Genomic DNA, 22,289 nt, shown 5'->3' with positions numbered 1-22,289 from the left:
CCACTTTTATCCCTTTTATCCCACTTCGCTCCACTCTAGTTGGAAAGAAAAGCGCGGTCAAGCTCGCTCGCCAGGGAAAAGCGGCGCGCGAACAAGGACTTGCGGACAGGCGGCGGGTGCGGCGGCCGGCAGCGCCAAACGGAGGACAACAAGCCTCAGGGCAGCAAACAAGCCAAGGCCTTGGCAGACAAGAACAAAAGGAGAGGGGCTGCGCAAAGGGTGCGTTGCGCGAGGAGAAACGGAGGGGGAAGTTCGTCGATAAGCCGGGTTCTGTCGCGCCGGCTTGCGCCGACGGGGCAGTCATTCCTCTGGGCGACACGTTACCGTGCCGCTCTAGCAGCCTACCCGGGGGCTCTGCGGGCCACATCAACGCCCCCCTATTTGGCCTTGCCCCGGATGGGGTTTACCTAGCCAGCCCTGTTACCAGGAACTGCGGTGGGCTCTTACCCCGCACTGCTTGCGCAATGCGCCAAACCTCGCTCACGCTCGGCTTGACACCATTTCAACCTTGCCTGATCTCCTTGCGGAGCCATCGGCGGTATGTTTTCTGTTGCACTTTCCGTCGCCTCACGGCGCCCGGCCGTTAGCCGGCATCCTGCCCTGCGGGGCCCGGACTTTCCTCCATGCGCCGAAGCACACAGCGACTGCCTGACGAACTTCCCGCCGTGATTATACGGGGCGGGGCGGCAAACGCCGGATTTTCCGGGACTTCATTTCCGCTCCGCCGAGCCGTTAGTACGAGGAGCACAGAAAATTCCGCACAAGGTCAGTCGGCATGATCAAGAAAATTCCAAGCCAGGAACTCCGAGTCGGCATGTTCATCCACGAACTGGATTGCGACTGGCTGAGCCATCCGTTCCTGAAGAACCAGTTCAAGCTCGCCAGCGACGCTCAGATCGAGAAGGTGCTCGACTCGGGTATCCACTATGTCTATATCGACACCGATAAAGGCCTTGATGTACCAGATGCGCCAACCGAGGAAGAGGTACGGGACAGCCTGCAGGAAGAGTTGATCGCGCTGGTAACGGCCGAGCAGCCCGTGATCATCCACGCCACGCGCGATGAGGAAATCCAGCGCGCCTACGCCATCAAGGGGCGCGCCCAGGCGCTGGTGCGCAACGTGATGGCAGATGCCCGCCTGGGCCGCGCAGTAGAGGTCGAGCAGGTCGATCACGTGGTGGAGAACATTACCGAGTCCATCCTGCGCAACAGCGGCGCCATCCTCGGTCTGCTCACCATCAAGAACAAGGACGACTACACCTTCCTGCACTGCGTGAGCGTGTGCGCCCTGCTCGTGGCCTTCTGCCGCACCATGAACCTGGACGCCGAAACCACCCGCCTCGCCGGCATGGGCGGCCTGCTGCACGACACCGGCAAGGCACTGGTGCCCGATGAGGTGCTGAACAAGCCAGGCAAACTCACGGACGAGGAGTTCGAACTCATCAAGCGCCACCCGCGTGACGGCTACGAAATCCTGCTCAAATCGCCCGAAATCGGCCCGATCCCGCTGGACATCACCCTGCATCATCATGAGCGCATGGACGGCAACGGCTATCCGGACAAGCTCAAACCCGAACAGATCCCCCAACTGGTTCGTATGTCTTCGATCGTAGATGTGTATGACGCAATCACGGCGGATCGCTGTTACCACCGCGGCATTACGGCCACCGACGCACTGCGCAAGCTGCACGAATGGAGTGCCTTCCACTTCGATCCGAAACTGGTCCAGGCCTTCATCCGCTGTGTCGGTATCTATCCGGTGGGCGCCTTGGTCAAGCTTGAATCAGGCCGTCTCGGTGTGGTGCTGGAGCAGAACGACACCAACCTGCTGCAGCCCCGCCTGAAGGTCATTTTCAACGCCAAGACCGGCCACCGCGTCGAACCTTACGATCTGGATCTGTCGCGCCCGATGGGCTGTGGCGGCGCCGACCGCATCGTCGGTCACGAAGACCCGGCCAAGTGGAAGCTCGACACCCAGCCTTTCATCTCGTCCTGAATCTCAGGCAGGTGGCTGCTCGCGGCGCAGGCGCCAGATCGTCGAACAGCTGATCGCGGTAATCATGAGCTCCATCGCCGTACCGCCGATCGAGCCCATCAGGATGTTATTGACCAGCCACAGCAGGGTCGCGCCGAGCATGCCGTAGCGCAGTTGCAGCCCGCTGAAGCGGAACATCGAAATGGTGGCCACCGCAGCAGCCAGCAGCGGGAATACATTCCAGGCGCTCTTCACCACGAAGAAGGCCAGCACGAAGTTGGCTGTCAACAGCACGCCCGCCACCCACAGGGAGCGGGTGCGCATCGACAATAGATTGCGCGCAATCGACAGTAGCATGCCTGCCGTGGCGGCCACGTTACCCATGAGGATGAAGTGCACAGCGTAAACAAAGTTCTGCAGGGTCAGCCACTTGCGGAACTGATGATCGTGCTTGCGGGAGAAACTAACCATGCCCAGCACAAAAGTGGCATAGCCGAAGAGCTGCGGCAGGGAGAAAGCGTCGGCGGGCAAAGCGTGAAACCCGGTTGGAGTAAGCCGGAAGTTTCCGCTGCTCACCTGCAAGAGGCAATCCGCGTCACCACGTAGGCCAGAGCGGAAGATGCGAAGCCGACTAACCGCCTCCACTCACCACGAAAGGAATACGGGGCCGGGCCTGGCAGCCCCCCCGGTGCGCGGGAAATGGTCGGCAGCAGGCGCCTGTCGGCCGCAAGCCGAATGGATCACAAAGACGGCGCAGGGAGCCGCCCCTCAGGGCACGGCCGGCTCGAAGACCAGAGCCCCTTCTTTCTTGACGAAACTGCCGACCAGCCTGCCGGGTGGGCTGGTCGGCCGGTCCTCCGGCTTGAAGGTCTGGACCACGCACTGCTCGGTTCCCAGTGCATACCAGGCCTTGCCCTGCTGAGCGGCATACAGGCGTGGCGCAACTTCGTATAGATCAAGCTTGGCCATCCCAGTGCCGGTCGCTGCAATGTCGTAACGACGTTGACACTCGGGAAAACGTGCAATGACGAAGCGCTGATGCACCTCACCGAACCAGGGCAGATTCTGCTCGCGCACCAGGCTGATCGAATGGTTCTTGCTCTCGTCGATCGAATAAGAGGCCGCATTGTTCTCGCAGCCCGTCAGCAACATCGCGGCAGGCAACAACAGGAAGGACAGCCTCTTCATCCTAATCTCCTCACACCAGACGCCAGGCCACCGTCTCGCCCGCACGCAGCGGCACCAGCGGATCGCCCGGCAAATAATCCATCGTCGCCGGCACACTCCAAGCTTCTCTGGCCAGCGTGATCGTGTCGGCATTTCTCGGCAGGCCATACCAGTCCGGCCCGTTAAAACTCGCAAACGCCTCCAACCTGTCCAGCGCCCCGGCAGACTCGAAAGCTTCGGCATACAACTCGATGCCAGCATGCTCGGTATAGCAACCGGCACAGCCACAAGCGGCTTCCTTGGTGCTCTTGGCGTGCGGTGCAGAATCCGTGCCGAGGAAGAATCGCGGGTTGTCCGAAATCGCCGCCTCAAGCAGCGCCTGACGATGCACTTCGCGCTTGAGTACCGGCAGGCAATAGTGATGCGGGCGGATACCGCCGGCAAAGATTGCGTTGCGGTTCATCAGCAGGTGGTGGGCCGTGATCGTGGCGGCCACATGCTCACCGGCGCTGCTCACATACTGCGCCGCCTCGCGCGTCGTGATGTGTTCGAACACCGTGCGCAGACGCGGGAAGCGTTGCGCCAGCGGAGCCAGCACGCGGTCAATAAAAACAGACTCGCGATCAAAAACATCCACGTCACCATGGGTCACCTCGCCATGCACACAGAGAGCCAGACCGAGTTCTTCCATGCGCTCGAGCACGCCGGTGACTTTCTCGATCGACGTCACCCCGGCATCCGAATTGGTCGTGGCGCCGGCCGGGTACAGCTTCACCGCATGGATGAAGCCGGAGGCTTTGGCGCGCGTGATCTCTTCGGGTGAGGTGTTGTCTGTCAGGTACAACGTCATCAGAGGCTCGAACTTGAGCCCGGCCGGTACGGCGGCGAGGATGCGTGCGCGGTAGGCGGCCGCCTGCTCCACGGTGGTGACCGGCGGGCGCAGGTTGGGCATGATGATGGCGCGGCCGAAGCGCTGCGCGGCATCCGCCACGGTGACGTGCAAGGAAGCACCATCGCGCAAGTGCAGGTGCCAATCGTCAGGGCGGGTAAGCGTGATTTTTTGCATGCAGTTCTTTCCGGGGCGAGAAACGTTCCGGCGCATTTTAGCCGGCGATGGCGAGCCTCCAAAGAAAAACGGCCGGGTTCCCCCGGCCGTGCCTGCCTGAATACCAAAGCTTGATTACGGCTCCGGGGCCCAACCTGCGTTGCCATTCCACTGCGCAAAAACATTTTTGCGAGTAGTCAAGCCTGAGAGATCAGCCGTCGTGCTGGCAAACACCTTGCCAGTTGAAGCGTAGGTTGTAAGACGGCCACTCAGATCAAGTGCAGTGCCGCTCAGATTGGTAATGCCACTTTCGCGGTAGCCAGTAGTGCTGCTGGCTGCAAGCGGGGGCTCATTGGAAGCCAGCCAGCCGACCGTTGCGATATGGCCATCCATCTTGGTGTTGATATAGGCCACGTTATTGCAGCCATAGTTAGCGTTAGCCAACGACCCTGTCGTGGTGGCCGTGCTGCAGTAGCCACTCGAGAAATTGCTTGCCTGCCTCGACAGATAGGTTGCGCCATCCGGCACTCCGGCTTCACGGGTCAGCGAGCTGTTGAGCACAACAATGCCCGGGAAGCCATACGCCATGCGCGACTCGGTCACATATCCACCCAGTGTGGTATTGGTTGTATCAACCACCGTGCGCAGTTCGCTCTCTTCCAATAGGATGGCATACGCAGCGCCCCATACGAAGTCCACATCACCCTTGATCAACGACTGGTAGAACCATGCCCAGCCCTTGGTCTGGATCGTGTCCTGAGTGCTATAGAAGTTCATATACGTAGCAATCAGACGCCCACCAGACAGTGACCCACTGTTGAAGTAGATCGTTTCTGCCTGGTTGTTGTTGCCAATCGTAATCGTGTTGCCCTCCCAAGCGTTCTTCACATGGGTGTTCTGCAGGGTGAAGTTGGTGAGCTTGAGCAAATCAGCCCCCTCGACCAGCAGTACGGAACGACCACCGTTCAGACGCGTCCGGTTGCCACCCGTTGCAGCATAGGTCAGCGTTCCATATGCAGAAGCATTCACGCTACCACCAGTACCCGGGTTGTACTGGTCAAAGTTTTCGGAGCGCACCAGCACTCCTGCACGGCTCTCGCCCTGAATAACCAGATTATTAATATTGCGGACAAACAGTTCGCCGTCATAAGTACCGTTCTTCACCAGGATGCTCTTGGCGACGCTGATGTCGGTACAACTGCTATCGCTGCCAGCACTGCCACACTTGCTGGTGACCCAGTTGATTGCACCCTGCACGGTCCGAAAATCGGCCGTAGTACCGTCATCGTCGACCGTCACGTTACTGGATGAGGTCGGCGCAGTACGTGTGGTGAAGCTCCATGTTGTCTTGTCTGAAATCCCGCCGAAGGCGGAGCCTTTGTAGGTACCACTCAGCACACCATTCTCGATCTGCACGTAGTACGCAGTGGACGGGCTTAACACGCCATCATGGAGTCGAATTGTCGCGGTCTTGCCAGAGATTGAGACTGGGCGATAGAAGATCCAGCGCCATTGTGTCAGCGCAGTCCCCGCACCGTAGCCAAGCCTGTCGATCTCTGTATTGGCCGTCGGAATAGCCGTCTGGGTGTTGTTGGCGGTCAGCGTAGCTGCGGTGTATTGAGGGGCAATAGTGCTACCGGTAGAAAACACGTTCAGACTAATCGTATCCACCAGCGTGTCATCACTTGCTTTGTAGACCTTGATCAGACCGCTGCCCCCTAGCGAGGGAACGGTGTCGAAAGTGATCTGCAAGCGCGTGTCCACATGGATGGAGCTGGCGCCTGCAGCAGGCACCAGCGCAGCGCTGGAGCTGGAGCTGGAGCTGGCTGCCGTGCTGCTGGCTGCAACCGAACTAGCGGCCGTGGAACTAGCGGCGCTGGCGGCTGCAGAACTGATGGCGCTCGTAGCGCTGGCAGCTGCCGAGCTTCTGGCGCTGCTGGTGGCCGCCGAGCTGGCGCTGCTGCTTGCTGCAGTGCTGCTGGAAGAATCGCTGCTGCCACCGCCGCCGCACGCGGCCAAGCCTGCGGCCATCAGCACAGCCAGCAGGCTGCTGATATTCCTTGTTACTGCCATCTTGTATCTCCTTCACTTCCATTTTTATGGTGCGGCTGCCGCTCGTTGCCGACAAACCTGTCAGGCATGTTCTGACATGCCCACGCGGCATTTATGTGACCGCGACCATGGAAGTGTTACCGATATCAGAATTCCTTTGCAACCGGTAACAACATCAAAGACACAAAATTCTCCAAGACCTGTGACGAAATAGTCACGCCGCCGCAACGAAACCCAAAACGCTGCGTCGCAGCAAGTTCAACCTCCGGCTTACTCAGCCCTGGCCGCCAAAACACAGATACTTGAGCTCAAGGTACTCATCGAGGCCATAGCGCGAGCCTTCCCTGCCAAGACCGGACTGCTTGACGCCCCCGAAGGGCACCGCCTCATTGGTAATCAACCCGGTATTGATGCCCACCATGCCGCACTCCAGCGCCTCGGCCACCCGCCAGCAGCGCGCCTGATCGCGGCTGTAAAAGTAGGCCGCCAGACCATACTCGGTGGCGTTGGCCATCTCCAGCAAGGCACGCTCGCTCTGGAAGCGGAACAATGCTGCCACCGGACCAAAGGTTTCTTCTTGCGCGATGCGCATGGCCTGGGTGACCTCGACCAGCACCGTCGGCTCGAAAAAGCCGTGCCCAAGCGCGTGACGCGTACCGCCCTGAACCAGTTGAGCTCCCTGCGCCAACGCATCAGCCACATGCACCTCAACTTTATGCACGGCGCGCTGATCGATCAGCGGCCCCAAGCTCACGCCCTCCTCCAGCCCGTTGCCCACGCGCAACTTGCGCACAGCATCGGCCAGCTTGCGAGCGAAGGTTTCATAGACGCCGTCCTGCACGTAAATGCGGTTGGCGCACACGCAGGTCTGACCACTATTACGAAACTTGGACGCGATGCAGCCCTCCACGGCGGCGTCCAGATCGGCATCCTCGAACACGATGAACGGTGCATTGCCGCCCAGCTCCAGCGACACGCGCTTGACCGTATTCGCACACTGGGCGAGCAGCTTGCGCCCGACAGCGGTCGAGCCGGTAAAACTCAGCTTGGCCACTTGCGGGCTGGCGGTGAGGGCTTCGCCAATGGCCGCAGCATCGCCGGTCACGACATTCAGCACTCCGGCCGGCACGCCGGCCTCGACGGCCAGCGCGGCTAGTGCCAGGGCCGAGAAAGGCGTTTGCGGCGCGGGCTTGAGGACCACAGCACAGCCCGCCGCAAGCGCTGGTGCCGCCTTGCGCGTGATCATCGCATTCGGGAAGTTCCAGGGCGTGATTGCCGCCACCACGCCCACAGGCTGACGGATCACCACCAGACGCTTGTCCGCCTGCGGTGAGGGAATCACATCGCCATAGCTGCGCTTGGCCTCTTCGGCAAACCACTCGATGAAACTTGCACCATAGGCAATCTCACCCCGGGCCTCGGCTAGCGGACGGCCTTGCTCAAGGGTAAGCAGGCGAGCCAAGTCCTCCTGGTGCTGCAGGACCAGTTCGAACCAGCGCCGCAGCACGCGCGCGCGCTCGTGGCCCGTTCGCCTGGCCCAGGCCTTCTGGGCTTCGACGGCAGCCGCGATGGCACGCCGCGCTTCCTCGGCGCCCATGTGCGGCACGTGCCCCAGCAAATCGCCGCTGGCCGGGTTGTAAATCGGCTGCAGCATGCCCGAATCCGCCTGACACCAAAGGCCACCAATCAGGGCTTGCTGGCGGAACAGAAAAGGCTTTGACAGCGACAAGGGCATGGAGACTCCCGAAGAGTGCGGAACAGGCTAAGTTCTGGGCTACAACCGGCTGCGAGGCAGCTGACCGAAGTGTAGCCTCGCAAGGCGCAACGCAAACAAACGGCAACCCGGTGTGACAGACTGCCAAGCGCATTTTTAACAGTTTTGTTATTTTCTCAATTCAAGATCAGGCTCGATATCTGTGCAGGCCGCCGCCGGCATTCAGGGCTTATCCACACGAGACACGCCATGCTCCATTTCCGCAGCTTTGCCCTGCCTGCAGTTGCCAGTCTGCTCACTCTGGTGTTTACCGGCTTTGCCTGGCACCAGCTGCACGGCGACTATCTGGCCCGCCGCGAAGCCACGTTCAGCCATCTTGCCAATGAAACGCAAAGCCTGCTCCAGCAGCAGCTTGATCGGAGCGCCCACCTGCTGCGCAGCGCCCAGGCCCACTACGCCAGCGGCAACGGCAACACCCTGGCAAGCTTTCTCGCCCCGCAACTGCCAACAGCCGGCCTCAACGGGCTCGAGAGCCTCAGCATCAGCCCGCTGGTGACCCTTGAGCAGCGTGACAATTTTCTCATCAGCCAGCGCCAGAAAACCGGCAGCAGTTTCGATATCAGCCCCGCCGGCGAGCGCCCGCTCTACGCCCCGGTCAGCCTCGCCCTAAACGCTCAGGGCGCCCGTCTCACACAGCTCGGCCAGGATCTGTTTGCCGACCCTGAGCAGCAACGCATCCTGACCCTAGCCCGCGATGCCGGCAGCCCCAGCCTCTCGGGGAGCCTCACCCTCCGGGCGGACGGCAGCGAGTTCAAGCCCGGCTTCATCATCGCCAGCCCCCTATTTACTCCGGGCGAGCCTGCGCTCAGCGTTGCGGAGCGCCGCACCCATCTGCAGGCCTGGCTGGTCGCAGCCTTCTCGATGCGCGAATGGCTGCATGAAACGCTTGGCCAGAAGGCCGACGATCTCGAACTGCTGATCACCGACGGAGCTCAGGACAGTGCCGAAACCCGCCTCTCCCCAGCCTCGGGCAGCAGCGCTCCGGTAGCTGTCGCTCCGGATCTGAGCTACAGCGGCGAACTGCGCCTTGGCGAGCGTATCTGGCCGCTGCACATCCACGCCCTGCCCGCCTTCAACAGCCATATCGGGGGTGATCCAGCCAAGCCGGTTGCCTTGCTCGGCGTCGTGCTGGCGGCCCTGCTGTTCTATCTCTGCATGCACTTGTCGGCGGGCAAGCGTCGCAGCAGCAATGAGGTCGAGCGCCTTCAGGACGCATTGCAGGAAGCCGAAGAACGCTGGCGCTTCGCCCTCGAAGGCTCCGGCGACGGGGTATGGGACTGGGATCTGAAGAGCGGCCAGATCAGCTTCTCGCCGCGCTGCGACGAAATCCTCGGCGTATCCGCCGGGCAAGCCGCCAAAGCCATCATCCACCCGGAGGACGAAAGTCAGGAACGCGCTGCCATGCAGGCCTGCCTGGATGGCAAGAGCAGTCAGTATCTCAGCGAGCACCGCATGCAGGGCGAAGACGGCCAGTGGCACTGGGTGGCCGCGCGCGGCATGGTCGTAGCGCGCACTTTTACCGGTGCGGCCGCACGCATGATCGGCACCATGAGCGACATCACCGAACGCAAGACGGCCAGCGAACGCCTGCAAGGCATGGCTCAGGTCGACGCGCAGACCGGCCTGCCCAATCGCACCCTGTTCTTCGATCGCCTTCAGCAGGCCCTGCGCATGGCCAAACGCAAACGCGAAACCCTCGCCCTGCTGTGCGTGGATGTGGACAACTTCAAGAGCGTGAATGAGAACTTCGGTCAGGCCGTGGGCAACAAGCTGCTGCGCGAGATTGCCGAGCGCCTCAGCTGCACCATACGCGACTCAGACACCGTCTCCCACTTCGGCTCAGACGACTTCACCCTGCTGCTGTCCACCCTCGCCAGCGATGAGGATGCCCACCTCGTCACCCACAAGCTGCACGCTGCCCTGAGCCAGGATTTCGTGATCAACAATCGCCACATCAGCATCACCGTGAGCATCGGCGCAGCCCTCTTCCCGCAGCATGCACGCAGTGCGGAAACCCTGCTCAACAGCGCCCAGCGCGCCATGCAACAAGCCCGCAAGGCGGGCGGCAATACGGTGTGCTTCAGCCTCACCGGAAAATCCTGAGCGCCGCCCAAATACCGGAGCCGGCACGCTCGCTGGCCCTGCAGCGCATCAATACGCAGCCGTTTGTTGAACAGAAATATTAATGAGTCCATTAAATTAGCTTTTAGCCAGTTTGATTGCCATCAAACTGCGGCCCACCCGCCTGGATGAGACTTTGCTCGCTGCATTTGCAGAATTCATTTCAGAGGTATCCCATGAAGAACCGGTGGCTCATCGCACTGGCCGCAGTCGGCATCCATATTTGCATCGGCTCGGCCTACTCCTGGAGCGTGTTCTCCAAACCCCTGCAAGCGGCCTTCGGTTGGAGCCTGAAGGAGGCCAACCTGACCTTTGGCATCGCGATCTTCTTCCTCGGCATGTCGGCCGCGGTGATGGGCCACTTCGTCGAGAAGCGCGGCCCGCGCGTGTCAGGCACCGTCTCCGCAATCCTCTGGGGCGTAGGCCTGCTCGGCGCCGGGGTGGCCACCAAGATCGGCAACCTGTGGCTGCTCTACCTCTGCTACGGCGTGATCGGCGGCATGGGCCTGGGCACCGGTTATGTCACACCTGTCTCGACGCTGGTGAAGTGGTTCCCGGACCGTCGCGGTCTGGCCACCGGTATGGCCATCATGGGCTTCGGTTTCGCCTCGATGATCGCCGCACCGATCATGGCCAAGCTGATCGAGAACGTGGGCGTCTCCACCACCTTCTTCATCATGGGCTCGGTGTACCTGGTCGTGATGATCGCCTCAGCCCGCTACCTTGAGCCGCCGCCCAAGGACTGGAAGCCTGCTGGCTGGAGCGGCGCAGTGGCCGGCAAGAAGATCAAGGAAGATCTTTCCAACATCACCGCCAACGAAGCGGTGCGCACCAAGCCCTTCTACGGCCTGTGGATCATGATGTTCATCAACATCACCTGCGGCATCGCAGTGATCTCGGTGGCGTCGCCCCTAGCGCAGGAGGTGACCGGCATGAGCGCCATCGCTGCGGGCGCAATCGTCGGCCTGATCGGCGTGTTCAACGGTCTGGGCCGTATTGGCTGGGCCTCGGCCTCCGACTATCTGGGCCGCCCGAACACCTACATCGCCTTTTTCGCCTTCCAGATCCTGGCCTTCTGGCTGCTGCCAACCCTGTCCGCCGTGCTGATCTTCCAGGTGGTGCTGTACGCGATCATGAGCTGCTACGGTGGGGGCTTCTCCACCCTGCCGGCCTACATCGGCGATCTCTTCGGCACCAAGCAAATCTCGGCCATCCACGGCTACGTGCTGACAGCCTGGGCCATGGCCGGCATGATCGGCTCGAGCTTCGCGTCCTTCCTGCGCGAGCAGACGGGCAGCTACGCCGCGATGATGCAGGTATTTGCGGGTGTCTTTGCCTTCGCCCTGATCGTGTCGATCGCGATGAAGGTCTACGTCAACCGCGCCCACGCCAGGAAAGCCGCCAGCTCCGGAGCATTGGCTCCGCAGAAAGCCTGACACCGTTCAGTGCCACGGAAAGCCCGCTGCGCGCGGGCTTTCTGCTTTTCAAGCCTCCTTCCCGACACCCCATCAGCGCGCCATCGCGCCAAAGCGCGCCAGCACGTGCTCAGCAACCTTGCCTAGATCCAGCACCGCATCAGCGGCGCCGAGCTGGATGGCTTCGCGCGGCATGCCAAACACCACACAGCTGGCTTCATCCTGCGCCACCGTATAGACGCCCTTCTGCTTCAGAGCCAGCATGCCCTGGGCACCATCCTTGCCCATGCCGGTGAGCAGCACCGCTACCGCGTTGGCGCCCACATTAGGCACAGCGGAATGGAACAGCTTGTCCACCGAAGGTCGGTGCAGACTCATCGGTTCGTCGTCGTTCAGTTCGGTGAGGTAGAACGCACCGCTGCGCTTGAGTACCAGATGGCGCCCACCGGGAGCGATGTAGGCGTGGCCGGGCACGATGCGCTCACCGCTCTGCGCTTCCTTCACGGTGATCCGGCACAGACCATCCAGGCGTTTGGCAAAAGAGGCCGTGAAGCCGGCCGGCATGTGCTGCACGATCACGATCGGCGGGCAGCTGGGTGGCATGTCGAGAAGCACATCCTTGATCGCCTCAGTGCCCCCAGTTGAAGCCCCAAGCAGGATCAGCTTCTCGCTGGCGCCCTTGATGCTGGAAGGCACCACCAGCGGCACATGCGGCCCGGCCGAGCGCTTGCGCACCTGGCTACGCGCCGCGGCGCGGATCTTGGCAACAATTTCCTGTGCATACTCTTCGAGGCCTTCAGCCACGCCGAGTTTGGGCTTGGTCACGAAATCAACCGCCCCCAATTCCAGCGCACGCAGCGTAACGTCGGCCCCGCGCTCGGTCAGGCTGGAGACCATCACCACCGGCATGGGGCGCAGACGCATGAGTTTTTCGAGGAACTCCAGCCCATCCATGCGCGGCATTTCCACATCCAGCGTGAGCACGTCCGGGTTCAGCTCCTTGATCCTGTCGCGCGCGATCAATGGATCGGCGGCCTGGCCAACTACCACGATATCGGCTTCGCGGGAGAGAATGGCCGTCAGAATCTGCCGCACCAGGGCAGAGTCATCGACGATGAGTACCTTGATCATGCTGTCGTATCTCCGTCGCTTCAGAACAGGTCCACGCTGCCCTCGACCTTGAGCTTGTCGAGCATGGTTTCGTATTCGAGCTCGCGCTGGGCAATCGTGTCGTTATGCAGGGCCCTGAGTTTCTTGACCAGTACCCGCCCCTCCGCCGGAAAGAAATATACCTTGCGCGGATAGATGCCAAGAATGTCGCTGGCCTGCAGGCGGATCCCTTCGTTTTCAATATAACGCATGGCAAACGAGGCATTTCGGGCTCCCACGTCGGTATGCGTCAAACCATCCAGAACATGACCCGCACCAAAGACCTTGGCTTCCAGGCGGTTACGCGCTGCGCCTGCCTTGATCAGATTGTTGATAAGAATCTCCATGGCATAGGCGCCATAACGAGCGGACTCGCTGAGCACGCCCCCCTCGTGACTGTCAGGCAGCATGAAATGATTCATGCCGCCAACATGAGCGACGCGATCATAGAGACAGACCGACACACAGGACCCAAGCACGGTAACGATGACCACCGGGCGGCCGGTCACGTAATACTCCCCGGGCAGGATCTTGATCGCTTCGATATTGAAGCGGCGATCGTGATAACGGTTAGGCGCCGAACCGTAGTCAGCCATGGCGAGCATCTTCGAGCACACGGTAGGCCGTGCGGCCGATCGACTCAAAGACCCGTCGGTCAACATGCGGACTCTCTGAGTGGCCGATGAAGAGCAACCCACCGGGCTTGATGTACCGGGAAAGATGCTCGATCAGGGTGGCCTGGGTCGACTTGTCGAAGTAGATCAGCACATTGCGCAGGAACACCACATCAAACTTGTGACGCATTGGCCAGGATTCGGCGAGCAGATTCAGGCGTTTGAAGGCAATCATGCTGCGCAGACGCTCCACTACCCTCACCTGGCCTGCATGCGCCCCCTGGCCCCGCTGGAAATAGTGCGCGCACAGCTCGGCGGGCAGGCTGTCGATGCGCTCGGCCGGGTAGATGCCGGCACGCCCCTTGTCGAGCACGCTGGTATCAATGTCAGTAGCCAGAATCTTCACCTCGTCGCTCGCCCGGTGCAGGTTCTGCGCAACGGTGATGGCGATGGAGTAGGCCTCCTCCCCCGTGGAAGCAGCTGCACTCCACACGCGCAGTGGACCGTGCCCGGCATGTTGGCGAAGGTGCTCGGCGAGCATCTCGAAGTGGTGTTTCTCGCGGAAGAAGGCGGTGAGGTTGGTGGTGAGCGCATTGGTGAAATGCTCCCATTCCGGTGCCTGTGGCTCATCCAGCTGATCCAGATAGTGGGCAAAGGAGCGTATGCCCAGGGCACGCAGGCGGCGCGCCAGGCGGCCGTAGACCAGATCCTGTTTGCTGGCCGACAGTGAGATCCCGGCGCGCGCATAGATCAGCGCGCAGACGCGCTGGAAATCCGGCTCGGTGAACGTGAATTCGCGCTCGCTGAAGAGCAGGTCTGCGGAGTTTTCGGCTGTCGTCACGCTCGTCATGCCAGCCGGCACGCCGGCCCTCCCGTTTGCATGGGCTGGTAGCGTGCCCACAGCAGGCACGCTACCGCTTCAGTCAGAACTCGCTCCAGTCATCGTCACCCTCAGCAGTCACCGGTTTGCCGGCCGCAACCGGCGCAGCCTTGCGTGCCACAGGTACGCGCAGCGGCTTCTTGGGCTTGGGCAAAGCCGGAGCCGGACGGGCCGCGGCAGGGGCGGCTTCGGCAGCATCTGCCGCGAGCGCCACATCATCCAGGCGGAAGCGCCGAACGATCTCCAGCATGGTGGCGGCCTGGCCAGAGAGGGCTTCGGCCGAGGCCGCCGCTTCCTCAACGAGCGCCGCATTCTGCTGGGTGGTTTCATCCATCTGGATCACAGCGGTGCTGACCTGCTCGATGCCGTTGCTCTGCTCCAGGGACGCCGCCGAGATCTCGTTCATGATGTCGGTGACGCGCTTGATCGAAGTCACGACCTCTTCCATGGTCTTGCCCGCGGTCTCAACCAGACGGTTGCCGTCCTCCACCTTCTCGACCGAGTTGCTGATCAGGCCCTTGATCTCCTTGGCGGCAGCGGCTGAACGCTGTGCCAGATTCCGCACTTCGCCCGCCACCACGGCAAACCCCCGCCCCTGTTCGCCGGCCCGTGCCGCTTCAACCGCCGCGTTGAGCGCAAGAATATTGGTCTGGAAGGCGATGCCGTCGATCACACCGATGATGTCCACGATCTTGCGCGCGCTCTCGTTGATCTCGCCCATGGTGGTCACCACGCGGCCCACTACATCACCACCCCGGCTGGCGACTTCGGATGCCCCCTCGGCCAGCTTGTTGGCCTGGCGGGCGTTCTGCGCATTCTGCTTCACGGTGGAGGTGAGCTCCTCCATGCTCGAAGCGGTTTCCTCCAGCGAGGCGGCCTGCTCTTCGGTGCGTGAGGAGAGGTCCGTATTGCCGCTGGCGATCTCGCCTGCAGCGGTATGGATGGTTTCCGAGGCCTCGCGAATATGCCGCAGCATCTGCTCGAGGCTGCGCACGGTTTCGTTGGTGTAGTTCTTCAGGTCCGCAAAAGTCCCCTGATAGTCGGCACTGATCTTCTCGGTGAGATCACCTTTGGCCAGCGCACCAAGCACGCGGGCGATATCCCGGAGGCCGGCATCCGAAGTGGCCACAACCTTGTTGATCCCCTCCGCCAGCACCTTGAAGAAGCCCTGCTTGTTGCCCTCATCGATCCGCCGCGAGAAGTCACCGGCAGCGGCGGCAGAAACGATGTCGCTGACCTCCTGCTCCACCGCCACTTCAACCGTGCGATCCACCCATTCCACCACGCTGCCCAGACGCTCGCCGCGTTCGTTGATGACCGGGTTGGCCGTGAGCAGGAAGGTGCGCCCGCCAATCTTGGCCGTGGCCTGGTAAGTACTGGTAAAGGTAGCCAGGAGGCGCGCTTGGTGCTCCGGGTTCTTGTGGAACACATCGATCCTCTTGCCCTGCAGATGATCAACATCGAACTGTGGCAGGTCTTTGCGAATGTCATTCTGCGCCGCACGCATCATCGTCTGCACCGAAGGATTCATGTAGATGATGTTGCGATCGTTGTCGGCGATCATCACATTGGTCGCCACACTGTCGAGGCCGATCTTCAGGCGCAGGGATTCCTCGGCACGCTCGCGGGCGTCATTCAGATCGAAACCCAGCTTGGTCTGCATGGACTTGAGTCCATGCATGAGCTGGCCGATCTCGTCCTGAGTGTCGGCCTGAACCTGACCTTTGAAGTTGCCGCCAGAAATCTCACGAAAACGTTCGATCGCAATCTGCAGCGCGCTGCAAGTGTTGCGTACAAACCAGAAGGCGATAACTACGCCCACCAGAAAGATACCGAGCGTGAGGCCAATCAACCTCAAGGCATCGCGTTGCAGGCGCGCCGAGCGCGCCACCAGCAATTCGTCCAGCGTCGCCGTAGCCTTGTCGTAGAAACCAAACGTAGCATCCACGGCTTGTGTGCCCGCAGCAAAGAAATCCGGTCCGTTAATCTCTGGTTTGGCGGGCCCGATCAGCTTCTGCTCGGAAAGCGTCAAGAAGCGCGTAGAACTCTCACTGATCGCGGCGACCAGCTGCCCGAAACCCGAATGGAGTGAGGGCGTATCACGCACAGCCAGGGCCATGGAATGCTCAAGCTCTTCGATATGCTGCTCGGCTGAGCTCAGCTGCCGGATCAAGATGTTCCGGGTATCCGAATCCAGCGCGCCGCGTGCCAGTGCCTGAGCCCCTTGCCCCCGCGCAAACGCAAAATGCTCGGCCGCATCCATGGCATTGAGTACAGCTGCATTCATGACATGGAAAGTAGTGGCATCCGAGTCCAGCTCCAGATTGGAGTCATTGGCAACTTTGCTCATCAGCTCAAGCAATTTCTCGATCAGTGCCGTGTGGCGCGTAAAGCTCTGCTCGGCGCTCAACTTGCTGCTATCCGCAAGCAAGCTCGCCCATTCCGCGCGCAAGGCGGGCCAGGCTTCACTGGCGCCTAACTGTGGCCGCTCTCGCACCTGCTCATCAAGGGCGTTGATCTGCGCCGCAAGTCGTGTCTCCACAGCGGTCAGTTGGCGTCGGGCATCGGCATTGCCGGCAATCGCCAGGCCATTCAGGCCGCGGTGTTTCTGCAGCTCGGGCAGCACCTGACGCAACTCACCATGCAGCGCAAGGCCCGCCCGCTCAAGATGAATGACATCAATCCCCTCCTTGAGATTCATGCACAGCAAGCCAAGCGCCATCAGCAACGGAACGAAGAGCAGCAGGCCGATCAGGGCAAACTTGGTCCGCAACTGCACGCCTTCATGCAACCTGCGCACGAAATTCAAGCGCTGCCACAGGCCGGTCTTGACGACCCGGCCTTCGCGGATCGCCACATTCCTGGCCCGCCCCTCGCGCATCGCGCGATACAGCACATCAGCCTCTTCCACGCGCTGGCGCGAGGGTTTGACGCGCACCGAGAGATAACCCACCACTTGCCCGCTCTCAAAAACCGGCGTGGCATTGGCCTCGACCCAATAGAAGTCACCATTCTTGCAACGGTTCTTGACCAGCCCCACCCAGGGCTTGCCAGCCTTGAGCGTTTTCCAGAAGTCTTCAAAGGCTGCCGGCGGCATGTCCGGGTGACGCACCATGTTGTGCGGTTTGCCGATCAGCTCCTCTTCGGTGAAGCCGGAGATTTTGATGAAATCCCGGTTCACAAAAGTGATATGGCCTTTGAGGTCCGTTTTCGAAACGATGAGCGTGTCATCCTCGTACTGGACTTCGTGATCGGTGACTGGCAGGTTCACTTTCATGGTGCGGCCCTCGGGTCTGTCTCTAGATACGTGGGAAAGGGGTCGGGTATAGCGTCAGGCAACAGCCGCTTCGACCAGGCCCATCTCGGGGCTGGCCATGAGCGTTTCGATATCCAGCAGAATGATCATGCGTTCGCCCACCGAAGCCAGCCCAGTGAGGTATTCGGTGGCCACAACGGCGGCCATTGGCGGTACCGGCCGGATATCGGCGGCGGGCAGATTCATCACCTCGGACACGCCATCCACCACCATGCCCACCACCCGCCCACCGGCAAGATTGAGCACGATGACCACGGTGAACTCGTTGTAGCTGGGCTCGCCGAGTTCAAACTTGATGCGCATGTCCACCACCGGCACGATGGTGCCGCGCAGATTGATTACGCCCTTGATGAAGGGGGGCGCATTCACGATCGAGGTGACGGCGTCGTAACCCCGGATCTCCTGGACCTTGAGGATGTCGACCGCGTATTCCTCGGTGCCCAGCGAGAAGCTGAGATATTCGACGGCGCTACTGACAGGTGCATTCATGCCGGCTCCTTGCTGCGTTTCAGGCGGCCTGCGCCGTATGGCTGGCGTGGACGATATCGGCCACATCAAGGATCAGGGCCACACGCCCATCGCCCATCACGGTGGCTCCGGAAACTCCCGGCACGCGCCGGTAATTCGACTCGAGGCTCTTGATCACCACCTGGTGCTGGCCCAGCAGATCGTCCACCTGCAGGGCGGCCTTGTGCTCACCGGCCTGCACCAGCAGCAGGATGCGGGTAGCGGGGTCATGCACACCGCGTAGCCCCAGCACATCGAAAAGCGGGATCAGGGGCAGGTAATCGCCACGCACATGCACCACCTCGCCCTTGCCGGCCACGCGGCGAATATCGCCCGGCCCCGGCTGAAGGGATTCGAGGATGTAAGTGAGCGGGATAATGAACACTTCCTGCCCCACCGCCACCGACATGCCATCGAGGATGGCCAGGGTGAGGGGCAGGCGGATGATGAAGCTGGCGCCCTGGCCGGCCACCGAGCTGATCTCGATGCGCCCCCCAAGATCGGCGATGTTGCGCTTGACCACATCCATCCCGACGCCACGCCCGGAAACGTCCGTGACCTCAGCTGCGGTGGAGAAGCCGGGGGCGAAAATCATCTGCCAGACATCGGCATCGGCCATCGCCTCATTCACCGGCAAACCGTTTTCCAGCGCCTTGGCGAGGATGCGCTCACGGTTGAGGCCAGCACCATCATCGCTGACCTCGACCACGATATTGCCCCCCTGTTGCGAGGCGCGCAGCACTACCGTGCCGCGCTCCGGCTTGCCGGCCGCGCGGCGCTTTTCGGGAGACTCGATGCCGTGATCAATGCTGTTGCGTACCAGATGGGTGAGCGGATCGACGAGCTTCTCGATCAGACCACGATCAAGTTCGGTGCCTTCGCCCTGGATCACGAGTTCGACCCCCTTACCCAGCTTGTGCGAAAGATCGCGCACCACGCGCGGAAAACGGTTGAACACGAAGCTGATCGGCAGCATGCGGATCGACATGACGGCCTCCTGCAGATCGCGCGTGTTGCGCTCAAGCAGGTTCAGTGAATTCTGCAGACGCTCAGCGACCGGGCCTTCAACATGCTGGCCGGTTTCGGCCAGCATGGCCTGGGTGATGACCAGCTCGCCAACCAGATTGATGAGCTGATCGACTCGCTCCACACTGACCCGAATCGAAGCTGCATCAGGCGCCGGCTTGCCGGCCTCGCGCGCAGGTGCGGCCGCTTTGACCGCTTCGGCAGGTGCTACGACCGCCGTCAGCGGCTTTTCCGGCATGGGTTCAAAGAAGCCAAAGCCTTCATCCACAGCAGTTGGAGCGGGAGCGGCATCTAGCGGGGCAAACAGGCCGAAGCCGTCAATGGCGTCCTCTACCAGCTCCGGGGCAGGCGGGGAGACAAAGAAACCGAAGCCCTCATCGGCCGCGGTGAGCGGCGCAGCAAACAGCCCGAAAGAGCCGTCGTCGCTCTCCAGCGCAGTAGCAGGGGGAGTGGCCGTCGCACACGCTCCTATTCCGAGCTGCTCAAAACGCTGCAGCATGCTCTGATATTCGGCCTCGTCCGGCTCGCAACTGTCGCGGCAGCACTGCAGCAGCAGGCGCAGGTAGTCCACGGCCTGCAGCAACTCGTCAGCAATGGCCTCAGTCATCCTCGCCTTGCCGGAGCGGATCAGGTCCAGATGGGATTCAAGAACGTGGGTCAGGCCGGAGAGGCGGGTAAAGCCGAAAATGCCGGCGCCGCCCTTGATGGAATGGGCTGCGCGGAAAACACTGTCGAGCTCATCCGCGGTGGGGGCTGCCGTGTCCATGTGCAGGAGCAGGCGCTCCATGTCCGCCAGATGGTCGGTAGCCTCCTCGAAGAAGGTCTGGAAAAACTGGGCAAGATCGATGGACATGGGCGGGGCCTCGCCGCAGCGCTCAGACCAGCACCTTGGAGACGACCTGAAGCAGCTTCTGCGGGTCAAACGGCTTCACCAGCCAGCCCGTAGCCCCCGCCTCACGGCCCTTGTTTTTCATGTCGTCGCCGGCCTCGGTGGTCAGCATCAGGATCGGTGTGCTCTTGTAGCTGGGCAGGCCGCGCAGACTGCGGATCAGCGTCAGACCATCCATGACCGGCATGTTCTGATCAGTAAACACCAGATCAAAACCCTTCACTTTGGCTTTTTCCAGCGCGGCCTGACCATCACCAGCCTCTTCCGTCTCGAAGCCTGCGCTCTTGAGCGTGAAGCTCACCATCTGGCGGATCGACACAGAGTCATCCACGATCAGGATTTTCTTGCCCATCGAAATCTCCCTGGCAGCATGTATTACGGCTCGTCAGGGCTTTAACGGTGGCAGTGCGCTCTTTTGAAATGGCATAAAGGGCAGCGGATAGCAGACTTCTGCCTCAGAAAACCCCGCACTCAGAGCTCGTACTCGGCCTCTGCATGGTTTCCAATCCCGAGATAGCGGACCTTCCGACACAAGGTCCGCAGCAGCTTCAGACCCCGTCCAGCCTGCTCCAGACTGAGCGACATCAAGCCTCCGGCGCCCTGATTGGCCTCGTTCAGGGTTTGCAGTACATCGCAGCGCGCGCACACCCCGTGGCAAAACCCCCGCCCGGAATCCTCGATCAACACCCGAATCACCCCCCGCCCATCTTCCTTGCGGTAGTCCAGCCGCACGTCGACAAAGCCTTCCACCAGCTCATCGAGTTTCTGCTGGCGCAGCAGGTAGTAATCCATAAAGCCCTCGGCGGTATTCTTCAAGCATGCGTTCAAACTCAATACGCCGTGCTCCAGCGCGTTGTTGAAGAGCTCAGTGACCACCACGTAGAGTTGCTGGCGATGATGTGCGGAGATCCCAAAGGCGGTGAGCTGCCCCATCACTAGCGGCACTGGGTCAATCCTTGCCAGGTTGGCACCTTCCAGGCGCAGACTCCAGTTCCAGGCGTTAGCAGGCAACTCGCATACGGCCTGCCCATCATCATCAATCCGCGCGCAGGCAAACAGAGCCTTTTCGCAAGGGATAGCCACCAAGCTGATGTCGTCCTGCTGCTCGGTACCGGCCACAAAGTCTGTCAGCGTGGCGCGCACGCTGTTGAATGCCTCGCTTGGCGAGCAAGCGTCCAGAACGCCTTCCAAACGTTCCTCACCAAACGGCTCACCGGCGGCATTGCAGGCTTCGGTTACGCCATCGCTGCATAACAGGAAGACATCGCCGGAAGCCAGCAGCAGAAGCTCGGGCTCACAGCCGGGAATGAATCCGGCAAGGGCTGCAAGTGGTGGATGCTGCGAGGCAATCTGGCGACGCGAGCCATCGGTGCGGCACAGATAGAGATCCGGCAAGCCGCTGTTCCACACCATCGCCGTCTGCAGATCCGCTTCGATACGCAGTGCTGCCGCAGCGAGAAACATGCCTGTAGGCAACAGACGATGCAAACTCAAGTTGATCTCGGCGAGCACCTCACTCAGCGAGAAGCCTTTGGCTGTCATGGTGCGAAAGGTCTCCGCTGCGGGCAGCGCGCCCAGCGCGGCGGCTAGGCCATGGCCGGTGAAATCCCCCATCAACACGGAGAGTCCGCCAGCAGGCGTATACGCGCTGATGAAAAGATCTCCGTTGAAAGTACTGGCAGACTTCAGCCAGCTCTGGATTGGCGGACTCGCCACATTGCGCGCCATCACAGCCCCACTGAGGATACGTTCGGCAATTTGCTGCTCGTACTGCATGCGCGCATGCAGATCCGCTAGTTCCGCACGCTGCAGGCGCCCGCTCTCATAGAGATCCCGAATTCGTTCTATGGCCGCTATCTTGGATTTCAGGATCGAGAAATTGACGGGTTTGGAGAGGAAGTCATCGCCACCGGCGGCCACGCATTCAGCCAGCGCCTCCTCCTCAGACAAACCAGTGAGAAAGATGATCGGCACGAAACGCTCACCGGCGCTACGCTTCATCGCACGCGCCACTTCGTAGCCGTAAAAGTCCGGCAGGATTACGTCAAGAAATACGATATCCGGAGCCTCAAGCGCGAACTGCTCAAGCGCCTCCTTGCCATCTGCCGCCGTCACTACCCGATAGTGCTCGCGTTCAAGCCTGGCCTTGAGGATCAAACGCCCGGTCGACTCGTCATCAACGACCAACGCAGTATTACGCACGGATGCCACAAGCTCCGGCATACCTCAGCCCTCGCAGCGACACAACGGCATCTCCCGCGCGCGGCAGCAGGCGAACGAACACACGCCGGGGATGAAGCGCGTGACAGGCCTGTTTTCCAGTCCGCCTCCAGAGGTAAATCCCATGTGCGTGAGCCTC

Annotated in this window: 16 protein-coding genes and 1 other RNA gene; 3 read left to right on the top strand and 14 right to left on the bottom strand. The window is 61.3% G+C overall.

Going from position 1 to position 22,289, the window contains the following annotated elements; translation table 11 throughout:
- Positions 1 to 243 precede the first annotated feature (243 nt).
- Positions 244 to 660, bottom strand: an RNA gene (gene rnpB, locus C0V76_RS18215) — RNase P RNA component class A.
- A 115-nt stretch (positions 661 to 775) separates the two neighbouring features.
- Here rnpB and C0V76_RS18210 point away from each other — a divergent pair.
- Positions 776 to 1,996 carry an HD-GYP domain-containing protein gene (locus C0V76_RS18210; protein WP_101944329.1) on the top strand — a complete coding sequence of 407 codons (1,221 nt, stop codon included), beginning with the start codon at positions 776 to 778 and terminating at the stop codon, positions 1,994 to 1,996.
- Positions 1,997 to 1,999: 3 nt separating this feature from the next.
- Here C0V76_RS18210 and C0V76_RS18205 read toward each other — a convergent pair whose 3' ends face one another.
- The 5 genes from C0V76_RS18205 to C0V76_RS18185 form a co-directional block, all read right to left on the bottom strand.
- Positions 2,000 to 2,506, bottom strand: a complete 507-nt coding sequence (locus C0V76_RS18205; protein ID WP_101944328.1) for a YgjV family protein — start codon at positions 2,504 to 2,506, stop codon at positions 2,000 to 2,002.
- A 237-nt stretch (positions 2,507 to 2,743) separates the two neighbouring features.
- On the bottom strand, positions 2,744 to 3,163 hold the full coding sequence (locus C0V76_RS18200; protein WP_101944327.1) for a hypothetical protein: 420 nt from the start codon (positions 3,161 to 3,163) through the stop codon (positions 2,744 to 2,746).
- Positions 3,164 to 3,173: 10 nt separating this feature from the next.
- Positions 3,174 to 4,208, bottom strand: a complete 1,035-nt coding sequence (pyrC, locus tag C0V76_RS18195; RefSeq protein ID WP_101944326.1) for a dihydroorotase — start codon at positions 4,206 to 4,208, stop codon at positions 3,174 to 3,176.
- Between the two features lie 114 nt (positions 4,209 to 4,322).
- Positions 4,323 to 6,260, bottom strand: a complete 1,938-nt coding sequence (locus C0V76_RS18190; RefSeq protein WP_254048300.1) for an Ig-like domain-containing protein — start codon at positions 6,258 to 6,260, stop codon at positions 4,323 to 4,325.
- Positions 6,261 to 6,513: 253 nt separating this feature from the next.
- On the bottom strand, positions 6,514 to 7,974 hold the full coding sequence (locus tag C0V76_RS18185) for an NAD-dependent succinate-semialdehyde dehydrogenase (protein WP_101944325.1): 1,461 nt from the start codon (positions 7,972 to 7,974) through the stop codon (positions 6,514 to 6,516).
- Between the two features lie 228 nt (positions 7,975 to 8,202).
- Between C0V76_RS18185 and C0V76_RS18180 the strand changes: the two genes are divergently transcribed.
- Both C0V76_RS18180 and C0V76_RS18175 read left to right on the top strand, forming a co-directional pair.
- Positions 8,203 to 10,116 (top strand): GGDEF domain-containing protein, encoded by a 1,914-nt coding sequence (locus C0V76_RS18180; protein ID WP_101944324.1) that lies wholly within the window; start codon positions 8,203 to 8,205, stop codon positions 10,114 to 10,116.
- Positions 10,117 to 10,310: 194 nt separating this feature from the next.
- Positions 10,311 to 11,570, top strand: coding sequence for an OFA family MFS transporter (locus C0V76_RS18175; protein ID WP_101944323.1), 1,260 nt, complete (start codon positions 10,311 to 10,313; stop codon positions 11,568 to 11,570).
- A 72-nt stretch (positions 11,571 to 11,642) separates the two neighbouring features.
- Here C0V76_RS18175 and C0V76_RS18170 read toward each other — a convergent pair whose 3' ends face one another.
- The 8 genes from C0V76_RS18170 to C0V76_RS18135 all read right to left on the bottom strand — a co-directional run bounded on the left by C0V76_RS18170 (position 11,643) and on the right by C0V76_RS18135 (position 22,132).
- A complete protein-coding gene (locus C0V76_RS18170) occupies positions 11,643 to 12,680 on the bottom strand; it encodes a chemotaxis response regulator protein-glutamate methylesterase (protein ID WP_101944322.1) in 1,038 nt (345 codons plus the stop codon).
- Positions 12,681 to 12,700: 20 nt separating this feature from the next.
- Positions 12,701 to 13,294 (bottom strand): chemoreceptor glutamine deamidase CheD, encoded by a 594-nt coding sequence (gene cheD / locus C0V76_RS18165; RefSeq protein WP_101944377.1) that lies wholly within the window; start codon positions 13,292 to 13,294, stop codon positions 12,701 to 12,703.
- Positions 13,287 to 14,153, bottom strand: a complete 867-nt coding sequence (locus tag C0V76_RS18160) for a protein-glutamate O-methyltransferase CheR (RefSeq protein ID WP_254048298.1) — start codon at positions 14,151 to 14,153, stop codon at positions 13,287 to 13,289. The genes cheD and C0V76_RS18160 overlap by 8 nt, the downstream gene beginning before the upstream one ends.
- Before the next feature lie 82 nt (positions 14,154 to 14,235).
- Positions 14,236 to 17,469 carry a methyl-accepting chemotaxis protein gene (locus C0V76_RS20405; RefSeq protein WP_305798477.1) on the bottom strand — a complete coding sequence of 1,078 codons (3,234 nt, stop codon included), beginning with the start codon at positions 17,467 to 17,469 and terminating at the stop codon, positions 14,236 to 14,238.
- A gap of 54 nt (positions 17,470 to 17,523) precedes the next feature.
- A complete protein-coding gene (locus C0V76_RS18150) occupies positions 17,524 to 17,997 on the bottom strand; it encodes a chemotaxis protein CheW (RefSeq protein ID WP_101944320.1) in 474 nt (157 codons plus the stop codon).
- Positions 17,998 to 18,016: 19 nt separating this feature from the next.
- A complete protein-coding gene (locus tag C0V76_RS18145) occupies positions 18,017 to 19,894 on the bottom strand; it encodes a chemotaxis protein CheA (protein ID WP_101944319.1) in 1,878 nt (625 codons plus the stop codon).
- A 22-nt stretch (positions 19,895 to 19,916) separates the two neighbouring features.
- A complete protein-coding gene (locus tag C0V76_RS18140) occupies positions 19,917 to 20,282 on the bottom strand; it encodes a response regulator (RefSeq protein WP_101944318.1) in 366 nt (121 codons plus the stop codon).
- 119 nt (positions 20,283 to 20,401) lie between these two features.
- Positions 20,402 to 22,132, bottom strand: coding sequence for a fused response regulator/phosphatase (locus C0V76_RS18135; RefSeq protein ID WP_158239282.1), 1,731 nt, complete (start codon positions 22,130 to 22,132; stop codon positions 20,402 to 20,404).
- Between the last annotated feature and the right edge of the window lie 157 nt (positions 22,133 to 22,289).

It is taken from the genome of Uliginosibacterium sp. TH139 (assembly GCF_002855595.1).
Taxonomy (GTDB): domain Bacteria; phylum Pseudomonadota; class Gammaproteobacteria; order Burkholderiales; family Rhodocyclaceae; genus Uliginosibacterium; species Uliginosibacterium aquaticum.
The sequence above is the reverse complement of the archived record's forward strand: the minus strand, read 5'-3'. Positions and strand labels throughout refer to the sequence as shown.